This window comes from Paenibacillus phyllosphaerae (assembly GCF_014192105.1).
Classification (GTDB): domain Bacteria; phylum Bacillota; class Bacilli; order Paenibacillales; family Paenibacillaceae; genus Paenibacillus_Z; species Paenibacillus_Z phyllosphaerae.
The window spans coordinates 319,742-331,988 of record NZ_JACHXK010000003.1; the positions used below are offsets into that span (position 1 = coordinate 319,742).

8 protein-coding genes and 1 riboswitch are annotated in these 12,247 nt (G+C 54.6%); of the genes, 6 read left to right on the forward strand and 2 right to left on the reverse strand.

The genetic code is table 11. The features are described 5' to 3' along the window. Positions 1-219: 219 nt before the first annotated feature. The 4 genes from FHS18_RS09120 (at position 220) to FHS18_RS09135 (ending at position 5,675) form a co-directional block, all read left to right on the forward strand. Complete coding sequence (locus FHS18_RS09120) at positions 220-1,215, forward strand: glycosyltransferase family 2 protein (RefSeq protein ID WP_183599230.1); 996 nt, start codon at positions 220-222, stop codon at positions 1,213-1,215. Between the two features lie 100 nt (positions 1,216-1,315). Continuing rightward, entirely contained in the window at positions 1,316-2,884 is a 1,569-nt protein-coding gene (locus tag FHS18_RS09125) for a catalase (RefSeq protein WP_183599680.1), read from the forward strand. 343 nt (positions 2,885-3,227) lie between these two features. Beyond that, positions 3,228-4,754 (forward strand): glucose-6-phosphate dehydrogenase, encoded by a 1,527-nt coding sequence (gene zwf / locus FHS18_RS09130; protein ID WP_183599232.1) that lies wholly within the window; start codon positions 3,228-3,230, stop codon positions 4,752-4,754. A gap of 165 nt (positions 4,755-4,919) precedes the next feature. Beyond that, positions 4,920-5,002: riboswitch (cyclic di-GMP riboswitch) on the forward strand. Positions 5,003-5,090: 88 nt separating this feature from the next. Next, positions 5,091-5,675, forward strand: a complete 585-nt coding sequence (locus tag FHS18_RS09135) for an HD-GYP domain-containing protein (protein ID WP_183599234.1) — start codon at positions 5,091-5,093, stop codon at positions 5,673-5,675. A gap of 78 nt (positions 5,676-5,753) precedes the next feature. Here FHS18_RS09135 and FHS18_RS09140 read toward each other — a convergent pair whose 3' ends face one another. Both FHS18_RS09140 and FHS18_RS09145 read right to left on the reverse strand, forming a co-directional pair. Next, on the reverse strand, positions 5,754-7,040 hold the full coding sequence (locus FHS18_RS09140; protein WP_183599236.1) for a glycoside hydrolase family 27 protein: 1,287 nt from the start codon (positions 7,038-7,040) through the stop codon (positions 5,754-5,756). 116 nt (positions 7,041-7,156) lie between these two features. Then, positions 7,157-8,029 carry an AraC family transcriptional regulator gene (locus FHS18_RS09145; RefSeq protein WP_183599238.1) on the reverse strand — a complete coding sequence of 291 codons (873 nt, stop codon included), beginning with the start codon at positions 8,027-8,029 and terminating at the stop codon, positions 7,157-7,159. Positions 8,030-8,231: 202 nt separating this feature from the next. Between FHS18_RS09145 and FHS18_RS09150 the strand changes: the two genes are divergently transcribed. Both FHS18_RS09150 and FHS18_RS09155 read left to right on the forward strand, forming a co-directional pair. Then, positions 8,232-9,335, forward strand: a complete 1,104-nt coding sequence (locus FHS18_RS09150; RefSeq protein WP_183599240.1) for a rhamnogalacturonan acetylesterase — start codon at positions 8,232-8,234, stop codon at positions 9,333-9,335. A gap of 142 nt (positions 9,336-9,477) precedes the next feature. Further along, positions 9,478-11,766, forward strand: a complete 2,289-nt coding sequence (locus tag FHS18_RS09155) for an alpha/beta hydrolase family protein (RefSeq protein ID WP_183599242.1) — start codon at positions 9,478-9,480, stop codon at positions 11,764-11,766. Positions 11,767-12,247 lie beyond the last annotated feature (481 nt).

Consider the following 12,247-nt stretch of genomic DNA (forward strand, 5'->3'; position numbering starts at 1 on the left):
CGACCCTCTTGTGAGGACATTCAGGAAACATTCAGCTTCGTTTCATTCGCCCTTCAGATCGAACGGTGAGAATGAATAAGGCAGGATAATGTTTAGATGGTAGCGTTTTTGGCGTAAGAAGTAAATCACCTTATACAACAATTATGATGGCTTACATCTGTTGCAATCAGCGGCATTCTCGTCGTTGTACGAAGTGAACATATAAAGGAGGGGATACGAATGACGGCGAAGGCGGCGTTTTCGATCATTATCCCGATGCACAATGAGGAGCCGGTGATTGAAGAGACGTATCGTCGGCTGAAGAAGGTCATGGGCATAGCCGACCTATCGTACGAGCTGATCTTCGTCAACGACGGGAGTACGGATCGCAGCGCGGAGATCATCATGGACTACGGCTATTGGGACGATACGGTGAAGTTGGTCGAACTTTCCCGCAACTTCGGCCATCAGATCGCGATCACGGCGGGCATGGATTATGCGCAAGGCAACGCGGTCATTATCATTGACGCCGACCTGCAAGATCCGCCTGAACTCATCCTCGAGATGATTGCCAAATGGCAGGAAGGGTTCGAGGTGGTCTATGCGAAGCGGGTGAAGCGCAGCGGCGAGACTTGGTTCAAAAAGGGGTCCGCAAGCTTGTTTTACCGCATTCTCCGGGCGTCGACGGACATCTCGATGGTCGATACGGGAGATTTTCGCCTGATGGACCGCAAGGTCGTGAACGAACTGCGCAAGTTGCCGGAGAACAACCGATTCGTCCATGGCTTGGTCAGTTGGGTGGGCTTCCGCCAATATGCGATCGAATATGAACGGGAGGAGCGCTTCGCCGGAGAGACCCAATACCCGCTGAAGCGGATGCTCAAACTTAGCATGGACGGCATCGCTTCCTTCTCTTACAAACTGCTTAAGCTGTCAGGTTATGCAGGGATGCTGCTGTCCGGCTTAGGATTCGTGTTCCTGTTGTACGTTCTCTTCCTCGCGATCTTCACGACGGAGACGATCAAGGGTTGGGCGTCGCTCATCAGTATTATGCTGCTATTCAACGGATTTGTCTTACTTATGCTGGGTGTATTAGGCGAATATGTCGGCCGGATCTACGATGAGACGAAAGGCAGGCCTCTCTATATTGTCAGCAATACCCTCGGAATGGATCCGCACGATCTGTCGCATCGTCCGGCAGTAAGCCAAGCGGTTGGTTACGAGTCGCGAAGGTAGGTCACTCCTCTCACGAATATCCATTTTTTTGCATACAGATATCCGCTCATGGATAACATAACCAACGTTTGAACTATGAAGAAGGGCAACGGTGGAGACCATGACGGATGATAACAAAGTATCGAACAATACGCTGACGACCCGCCAAGGACATCCGGTGTCGGATAATCAGAACGTGCGGACGGTCGGCAGCCGAGGACCTACGACGCTCGAGAACTATCAATTCATCGAGAAAATCACGCATTTCGACCGCGAACGCGTCCCTGAGCGCGTCGTGCACGCGCGCGGCGCCGGCGCGCATGGCTACTTCGAAGCCTATGGCAAGGTAGGCGACGAGCCGATCTCCAAATACACGCGGGCGAAGCTCTTCCAAGAGCCGGGCAAGCAGACGCCGGTCTTCGTCCGTTTCTCGACGGTCGTTCATGGCGGGCATTCCCCCGAGACGCTTCGCGATCCGCGCGGCTTCGCCGTGAAATTTTATACCGAGGATGGCAACTGGGATCTGGTCGGCAACAACTTGAAGGTGTTCTTCATCCGCGATCCGATCAAATTCCCGGACATGGTGCATGCCTTCAAGCCGGATCCGGTCAACAATCTGAATAATCCGGAGCGGATGTTCGACTTCCTGTCGCTGACGCCGGAAGCTACGCATATGGTTACCTTCCTGTTCTCCCCTTGGGGCATTCCGGCGAACTACCGCCAGATGCAGGGCTCGGGCGTGAACACCTACAAATGGGTGAACAGCGAGGGCCAAGGCGTACTCGTCAAGTATCATTGGGAGCCGAAGCAGGGAATCAAAAATCTGCTGCAGAAGGACGCGGAGCAAATCCAGTCCGTGCATACCGAGCATGCGACCCAGGACTTATACGACGCGATCGAGCGCGGCGATTATCCGGAGTGGGAGCTTAGTGTGCAAATCTTAAGCGATGACGAGCATCCGGAGCTGGACTTCGATCCGCTGGACGTGACGAAGCTGTGGCCGCATGACCAATTCCCGTTCCTGAAGGTCGGCAAGATGGTACTTGACCGCAACCCTGCCAATTATTTCAATGAGGTCGAGCAAGCGGCATTCGGCACCGGCGTGCTGGTGGACGGCCTTGATTTCTCGGATGATAAAATGCTCCAGGGCCGCACGCTGTCGTACTCGGATACGCAGCGTCATCGCGTAGGCGCGAACTATCTGCAGCTGCCGATCAACGCGCCGAAGACGCATGTGGCGACCAATCAGCGGGACGGGCAGATGGAATACAAGGTGGATTTGGCTCCGGGCCAGAATCCGCATGTCAACTACGAGCCTTCTTCCATGGGCGGACTGAAGGAAGCGCCTAAGGCCGGCAAGGATCACGAGCCGCATTATAATGCGAATCTCGTACGCGAACGGATCGAGCGCACGAACGATTTCGGCCAGGCCGGCGATACGTACCGTTCGTTCGAAGAGTGGGAGCGCGAGGAGCTGATCGAGAATCTGGTCGGCGTGCTCAAGATCTGCAAACCGGACATTCAGGAGCGCATGATCGGTTACTTCACCCAAGCGGATCCGGATTACGGCAGACGCGTATCCGAGGGCGTTAGGCAAGCAGGTTCCACCAGCTCGCATACCAGCTCGGCCGATGCCGACCAAGCGGCGAAACAGGCCCGGAGCGATGCGAAGGAGACTGACGGTTATTAGGCTGGAGACGTTCATGAGGTGACTCATGGGCGTTTTTTTAATATATAGGAATTTGTATAGTTTCACGGTTATCAATCATCCTCTATTGCTCCGGAATGAAACGAGCTGCACCTTTAAAGACGGCGAAAACCGGTTCACTTTGTGGCCAATAATTCTGTAAGTGTTGGCAGCATTCTACAAAAATAGCGGTCATATAGGTGTTATGTACTAGAAATCTTCATCAACCCTTCATAATCCCTTCATTATGCCTTCATCCTTTCTTCATGAAAATGCCATAGGTGCGGTGGTATTCTAAAAGGCATAGAGAAAAACATACGGTAGGAGCCATCGGAGGGAAATAACCATGGATGCAATGACTTTTGTGCTTTTTGGCGCTACAGGCGATTTGGCAAAACGTAAAATATTCCCTGCATTATACAATCTTTTTGTAGATCAGAAGCTGCCGAGCAGTTTCGAGCTGGTCGGTCTTGGCCGAAGACAATTCCAGGAAAGCGAATTCCAGGCCCAAGTGGAGAAATCGCTCCACTCGTTCAGCAGAAGGCCGGTCACGGATCCTGATTCCGTTGCCCAATTCCTGTCGATGATTCGTTACGTGGAGCTTAACGTAGGCGAACCGGCAGACTATGTGAAACTGAATGACCGGATCTCGCAGCGGGAGCAGCAACTGGGACTGCCGCAGAACCGCGTATTCTATATGTCGGTCGGCCCTGAGCTGTTCGGACCGATCGTGTCGAATCTTAAGGCTAGCGGACTAAGCGAAGTGACGGGCTGGAAGCGCCTGGTCGTCGAGAAGCCGTTCGGCCATGACTTGGTTACTGCGCGCGAGCTGAATGCCAGCCTCAGCCGAGTCTTCGACGAACACGAAACTTACCGAATCGATCATTACTTGGGCAAGCCGATGGTGCAGAACCTGGAGGTTCTCGAGTATTCCAACCCGATCCTGCAGGCGCTGTGGCGCAACCGGTACGTGGCGAACGTGCAGATTACCGCTGCAGAGACCGTGGGCGTGGAGAGCCGGGCAGGCTATTACGACCATTCGGGCGCGCTAAGAGATATGTTCCAGAATCATATGCTGCAGATGCTCATGATGTTGGCTATGCAGCTGCCGAAGCACAGCACGGCCGATGATGTGGGCTTCAAGAAACGCAAAGTGATGGAATCGCTGCGTGCGCTTAATCCGGAGGATATCGCGGCGAACGTCGTACGCGGACAATACGCAGCCGGCATAATGGGCGGACAAGAGGTCGTCGGTTATAAGGATGAGCCGGGCGTGGCTCCGAATTCGACGACAGATACCTATATTGCGGCAAGACTATGGATTGACGATTACTTCTGGAGCGAAGTGCCGTTCTATATTCGAACGGGCAAGCGGATGAAGAGTAAGACGACGCGGATCGTGATCGAGTTCAAGGATCCTTCCGATAAGTTCACGCGGACGAACGAGACGACGACGCCGAATCTGCTTATTATCGATATCGGGCCTGAGGCGGGCATGACCTTCCAGATCAATATGAAGAACCCGCTGACCGGCAAGCTGGAAGCCGTTCCGATTCACTTCGGTTCGGATGAGAGCAACGTACCGGAAGCATACGAGAAGCTGATCGGAGACATGATGGCCGGCGACTCGACCTTCTTCGCGCACTGGGATGAGGTGGAGCTGGCGTGGCAGTGGGTTGAGCCGATTCTTCAAGCGTTCGAGGCGAATGAAGTACCGATTCACTCGTATCCCGCAGGATCGAACGGTCCGCTCGCGGCGAAGCAGCTGCTCGAGGCAGACGGATATCACTGGTGGCTGGATGAGGAGCTCGAATCCGAGCAGGCCGAAGCCGCTGCGCCAACCAGCCCAGAGTTGGCTGTAACGCAAGCCTAATGAACGTATCAGCAGTACGAGGCGGAGTTCCCCTTGTGCTGCTGATTTTTTTCTTAACTTGCTGTTTGTGAAAATACCCAAATAGTAACATTAAAAGGCAACAAATTTAAATGTTTCGTTTGGAGGATTCATGGGATCCTTGTCGAACTACTAAGAACGAACAAAAATTGACTTGGATGCGACGATCTTTCTCCTTTATTTGGGCACTTGGGAGATTGGGAGCAAGTAGTGCAACCGACCAGTAGCTATAATGCCGGTCGGTTTTTTGTCGTTTTAGCATGTTAAATGGGGAGCAGCATATATGATTGCATCAAGGTTGGAACGGAGGAAAGGGTCATGAATTGCAACGCTTTAGTCAATACCGTCATTGACCCTCAAATTGAATTATTGCTGGTCAAGCTGAAGCAGCATGATGAAGATACGTATACGCATTCTATGCGGGTAGCCGAATATTGCGCATGGTTCGCGGATCTGCTGCAGATGTCCAAGGAAGAGCGGGAGTTATTCGTCATTTCCGCGCTGCTGCACGATATCGGCAAGCTGCGTATTCCGGGAGAAATTCTGCGGAAGGATGCGAAGCTCAGCGACGAGGAATGGAGCGAGATTCAGAAACATCCGATCTATGGCATGGAATATGTGGAGCAGCTGGTCACCCAAGGTCTGGTCCATCCGGATGTCATCATGCTGCATCATGAGAACACGGACGGCAGCGGATATCCGACGCAATCGAAGGTGGACGTATTGCCGCGCGAGGTCCGCATGATTCGCATTATCGACAGCTATGATGCGATGACCAGCAACCGCAATTATCGACGGGTGAAGACCAAGCAAGAGGCATTGGAAGAGCTGCAGCGCTGCGCGGGCCGATTGTATGACCCGGAGCTCGTCGATTTGTTCTGCCGCTATTTGACCAACCAGTAAAGAGAAGACCAAGAAGCCCCGCAACAGCGCCATGGAGGCGGAACGTTGCGGGGCTTTGCTGTGTATATATCCGGTTGATTAGGCTGTCGTCAGCTTAACCAGCTTGGCGCCATGCGGCGGGATCGTGAGCGCGATGGAATCGTTCTTCGTGCCGAGATCCTCATGCTGCCACAGATCACGAACCTGGACAGGCGTGTTCAACCCAAGCTGTTCGAGCGTGACGCGCACTTCGGTTTCTTCGTCGCTTGAATTGAACAGGGCTGCATAGTGATTTCCCTGCACATCCGTGCTCGACCAGACGATACGATCCTCTTCGCGATAGACTTGTTTTGCCCCGCGGCCATCGCGCAGCAAATGCAAGACCTCATCGTTCGTCAGCAGGCCAAGCGTCCACTCGTCATTATCCCGCATCTCGCCGCCCATCATGAGCGGTGAACGGAAGATCGACCAGAGGGTCATCATCGTCAGCTGCTCGTCCTTGGTGAAGCGGGTCCAACGGTCGGCGCCGCCGCCGTCGACCGAACGAATGCCAAGGTGACCGAGCGGGAGCATATCGCAGTCCGGCCAGCTGCCCGCATCCACATAAGGCGCCCACTTCTCGCAGCGTTCGAACATGTTGTACAAGAGCGGCCACAGATCCCAGAAGTCATCGGTCATCCGCCACATGTTCGCATTAGCCGTAAACTGCTCGACATACTCCAAAGGAGCCGGACCTGGCGATAGGCTTAGCACCATCGGTCGGCCGCAATTGTCGATCGCTTGGCGGATCATCGCGATTTCTTCGGCATGGATATGGTAGAGGCGGGAGGCTGCGATATCGTCGACCTTGACGAAATCGACTTCCCACTCCGCATACAGCTGGAACAAGGAATTGTAATAGGCTTGCGCGCCTTCCTTGGCTGGATCGAGACCATACATGTCCGTGTTCCATGGACAGATGGAGTTCGTATGCGCGATATCGCGCGCCCCGGCTTCGGATCCCAGAATCGGCGTATTGGCATGAACGGCTTGACGCGGAATGCCGCGCATGATGTGGATGCCGAATTTCAAGCCCAGGCTATGTACATAGTCGGCGAGCGGCTTGAACCCTTTGCCGCCTTCAGCGGATGGGAAACGATTGACAGCAGGGATCAGACGCGAATATTCATCCATCTCGAGCGGTACGAATGGACGGTAGGCGGAGGAGACGGCACCCGGCTCCGACCATTGGATGTCGACGACGACATACTCCCAGCCGTAAGGCTTCAGAAACTTGGCCATATAATCGGCATTGCCGCGGATTTCTTCCTCGCGGACGGCGGCGCCGTAACAGTCCCAACTATTCCAGCCCATTGGGGGCGTAGGGGCATAAGTGCGATGGTTCATTTGTGACAGCTCCTTTTACGCATATCGATTGATTTCAAGCGCTTTCTATCTACACAATAATCGATATACAGCCGGTTCTGCTACGACAATCCTGTGCTTAGTTTGTAAAATATTGCTCAGTCGAATATGAGGTGATTCGCCGCGAGCACTTCCTTGCCGGAGCGATAATCCCCTGGCGTGCAACCGACCCATTGTCGGAAAACCTTGCTGAAATAGCTCCCCCCGGCGAACCCGCAGCGTCTGGCGACTTCATCGATCGTAATCGTTGAATTCCGCAGATACTCAGCCCCTTTCACAATTCGGATCCGGGTCAGATAGTCGCCTGGCGTGTAACCGGTCGTCCTGGTGAACAAGCGGGTAAAATGGAATTTCGACAATCCGGCAGCAGTCGCAGCGTCATCGATGCTAATGGCTTCTCCGAAGTGGTTGGTCAAATATTGCGCGGCTTCCCTTATAGCCGGCGGCCATTGTTCCTCCTTCGGCCGGTTGGCCGTCCTGGCCAGCTCCATCATGAAGCGGTAGACGAGCGACGAGGCGGCATAGGCATCGTTAATGCGGCCGGCAGCCGCATCCTGAACGCCCCCTTGCAAGACGCGGATCGCCGGACTTTCCGTTGCCAACGAAAAGACGGTCCCGAGCTGATGCTTCAACTCCTCTCTTAGTCCGCCAAGCGGATGCTGCCGCATCAATATAAAATAGAACTCCCAACCCTCGCTATCCGGCGGCAAATCATAGCGATGCACGCTGGGAATATCGACGAGAAAAGCTTGCTGCGGGCGCAAATCATATACGGCGTCCGCGGTCTGGAGGCGTCCGCGACCGGAAAGTGTATATTGGAACAAGTACAACGGTCCGTCAATTCGTTTCATGCCATCCCATTCGTAATGGCCAGTCACCCGGTCATACCCCAGAGCAAACAGCGAGTAAAGGGGCAGATGCTCCTTCCCGGTAAAACGAAAGCCGTACGTCCCGTAACGTTGAGCGGCCAAGGCGATCCGACTCCCTTCTTGCGATTCTAAGTCATCGATCTTCACTTCTACCTACCGTACCGCGAAGTTGTCGGTTTTTCAATCATTGTTGCCGGATTATCCGCTGTTCGGCAGGTTATGCATGACGATACGCTGATCGTATGTGACATGGCGATCGGCCATGTGCGAAAGGAATGGGATTAAAGGGAGCGAGGGAACGATAATGACAAGCTATCGGTATGACTTTGGCGTGACGGCGCCTGTAGAAGGCTGGCAGAAAGTAAAACCGGATACCGTGTATAGCCTGGCGGCAGGTTACGGATTTGAGGAAGCCGGGGTCGTGAGCGGATGTGAGCGGCAGGAGGAGTCGACTCCTCTTGTACGGGATTTCTGCATTCCGTTCGAGTCCGTCTTTGCCGCTGATGTGGACAATGGCACGTACATCGCGACGGTGATCATCGGCGATGCGGTTGCCGCTACGCATACGACGATCAAGGCTGGGACAGGGCGTCTTGTCCGCCAAGGAATCCGCACGGTGGCCGGGCAATATAGCAGGGAAACATTCGCCGTTCGGATCGAGAATCAGCAGTTCCGCTTGGCGTTCTCCGGTCTTGCGCCGCGAATTAACGCGCTGGAGCTAAGACGGTCCGAGGAGCCATTCACCATCTATATCGCAGGAGATTCCACGGTGACCGACCAGCCTGCCGACGGTTATCCGTATGCGGGATGGGGCCAGATGCTCGGCGCTGCGCTCAAGGCCGACGCGGCGATCTCGAATCATGCGATATCCGGCCGCAGCTCCAAAAGCTTCATCGGCGAGGGCAGGCTGCAAACCATCCTGGCTGAACTAAGAGCAAGCGACATGCTGCTCATCCAATTCGGGCATAATGACCAGAAGCTTGACGAGCCGCGCAGAACTGAGCCTTTCACAACGTATAAGGAACACTTAATGGCTTATATCGATGGAGCTCGATCGCGCGGTGCGCTTCCAATTCTGGTGACGCCCGTTCATCGCCGTTATTATGACGGAGATCAGTTGGTCGATACGCATGGCGATTACATCGTGGCGATGAAAGAGCTGGCGGAAGAAGAAGGCGTGCTCCTCGTCGATCTGGCGGCCAAAAGCAAAGCGCTGTTCGAGCAGCTTGGTCCGGAAGGGACGAAGTCCGTCTTCATGTGGGGAGCCCCTGGCGAATTCCTGAACTTCCCCGGCGGCGTCGCCGACAATACGCATTTTCAGGAGCGGGGCGCGATCGCGCTGGCTCAGCTTGTCGCAGAGGGACTGAAGGAGCTGCGCATTCCGGGCCTGCTTGTGGCGCTGCGATAGCTTTAAGGATGCCTGAAATTTGGGGCGCGGCCAACATTTTGAGATGCGAAAGTGCTCCTTCTAGGCGTATAATCGTAGATGACAAGCGTATTCAAGCTATCTTCATAATCTGCTTGTCGCTAAGGAGTGACGAGCTACTGTCATGGAACTACCGCTGGATAATCCAATGCCTATGCCTGATCCCGCACCAAGACCCAAGCAATGGCTGCGCGCAATCGGCCGCTGGCTGATCTATCGGTTCATTGCTACCTTTGCCCGTGATACCCTCTTTTGGCGGTTATCCGTTATTGGCGTCTGGGTAGTCTATATGATATCGCTCTTGCTGACGGTGCTTGGTACGCCGACAGGCCTTGGCGTCGCAATCGATTGCCTGATCGCGGCTTTCCTCGGCACCGTGGTTATGGGAACTGCCTGCTCGATCATCGCTTTCCTGTTCTCGATGATGTACGTCCCCCTCCCGCGTTTTTTTGCGGGGAGTTTGCTGTATACCGGATTTATCGTTTATGTCATTTTGTATCATGCAGATATGGGCAATTATGTCTCCGTCGTGAGCAGTGTTATTGTCGCTGTCGCCGGGGCGATTGCGGGCATCATTCTCGCGATCTTGCTTCATCCGCGAATTGGCGGCAAGTCAAAGCTTGCGTTCGCGACCGTTCTTGTGTTGGCAGGCGTCTCCTCGATTGCTTGGCCGCCGGCGAACACGCCGGCCGAACCGGCGCTAGCACCAGGCGAAGTGCTCGATGTGCCGATCATTGAGGCGGGTAATCCTGCTCTTGCGGGTTCGTATCCCGTGCGTGCATTCACCTATGGAAGCGGTGTTGACCGTCATCGGAGCGAGTATGGTGAAGCGGTCGGACTGATCACACCGTCTGTAGATGCCTCGGCCTATATTACCAAATGGTCGCGGATCCGCGAATGGTTCTGGGGTTTCGACGAAACGGCGCTTCCCGTCAACGGAAGGATGTGGATGCCGGAGGGCGAAGGTCCGTTCCCGGTCGTCCTTATCGTGCACGGCAACCATCTGATGGAGCAATTCTCCGACGGCGGGTATGCTTATCTGGGTGAGCTGCTGGCTAGCCGGGGGTTCGTCACCGTGTCCGTGGACGAGAACTTCTTGAATTACTCGGTATGGGGAAATATCCCTAACCAAGATTTCAAAGTACGCGCATGGATGCTGCTGAAGCATCTTCAACAGCTCGCGAATTTCAATCAGCTGCCGGGCAATCCGATGTCGGGCAAGCTGGACATGAATCGGGTCGCGCTGATGGGGCACTCGCGCGGCGGTCAAGCGGCGCCGATGGCTGCCGATTGGACGCGTTGGTTCAAGTCCGATCAGACGCTCGCCGGTCTTGAAGATATTCATGTTCAAGCGGTTGTCGCGATTGCGCCGACGGACAAGCAGATCGACAAGACATCCGCGCGGCTCAAGGATATCTATTATTTGACCCTGCAAGGCGCGCAGGATGGCGACGTTAACGACTTCTACGGTGAACGTCAATACATCCGTACCAGCTTCTCGAATACCGCGGCAGGGAACGAGCGGTTCAAAGCGTCCTTGTACATTGGCGAAGCCAATCACAGCCGGTTCAATACCGATTGGGGGACGATGGACGACAGCCTGCCGGGCGGCTTGTTCCTGCGTCACGCAGGGATGATGCCGGCGGACGATCAGCGTGAGGTCGCGAAGGTGTATATTGCCGCTTTCCTGGAGACGGCGCTTCACGGCAAGTCGGACTACGAGCCGCTGTTCGAGGATTACCGGACGGCAGGCTCTTGGCTGCCGGAGGCGACGTATTTTAACCAATACGAGAAAGGGGCTTTCCTGCCGCTGGCCACCTTCGACGAAGACAGGGATAAGACGGTTCAGCAGGATGGCAGCACGGCGGAAGTGGATGGGCTGCAATGGTCCGAGGAGGAAGCCATAGACCGCCAACGGCATAACCGCGGGACGCGCGGCGTCGTGCTCAAGTGGAACGAAGGACGCGGAGGCAGTTATACTATCGAGCTGTCCGAATCCTTCCGCCGCCGGTTGAGCGGAGCGAGCCCGGAGACCGTGCTCCAGTTCTCCATGTCCGATCTCGAACGTGACTTAAGAGAGAAGGAACAGACTATCCCGCCGCTCGATGTGCAGGTGGATGTCACACTGCAGGACGGATCGAGCATCACGCAGCCGCTGCAAGCCTTCATGCCAGTCGTAGAGCCGGTGCAATCCCAATTCACCATCGCCTCTTGGATGGAGAAACGGATCAAGGACGGCAAGTACAAAGAATCGACGGAGCCGGTGCTCCAGACGTACCGCTTGCCGCTCAAGGTGTACGATTTCGGCGGCCAACCGACAGATGCCTCCGAGATTACGGCCATTACGTTCCGCTTCCAAGGCGGACCGGGTAAAGTGATGCTAGATAATATCGGATTCGATAACCTAGAATAAGACCTTTTGATAAAACGACTGCAGCGAAGCTGCGGTCGTTTTTTGTTTCCATTTTTTTATTTTTGCTCTGCAACAATAAAAACGTAAAGCGTGTCCACAAAGTGGACGTCAAGCGAGGGATGCACGGTAGCTGCATTTTCCACTAGCCCAGCAGTCACCTCCCCGAGGCAAAAAGTCGCGAACGAAGTTCGAACGCAGAGCTTTGTCCGCAACGGATTGCGTTATACCAATCCGTATGGACAAAAGCGGGCCAACGCCGAAAGGACTCATCGAAGACGGCCGCGTTACGAGTCACGCAGATTATCGGAGTCTAAGAGTTTTCCAATGGAAAACTCACTTCGGAAGCATAAGCTTGGGTGATGACCCTCTTGTTACCCTCCAATGGAGGGGGAAGGGGCGAGGTGATCTCAAGGAAGGGGCGAGGGAAAAAGTAAGAGGCGAGTGAAGAAGGTTGCTGTCAGTAAGGTTTGTCTTAAAGGTT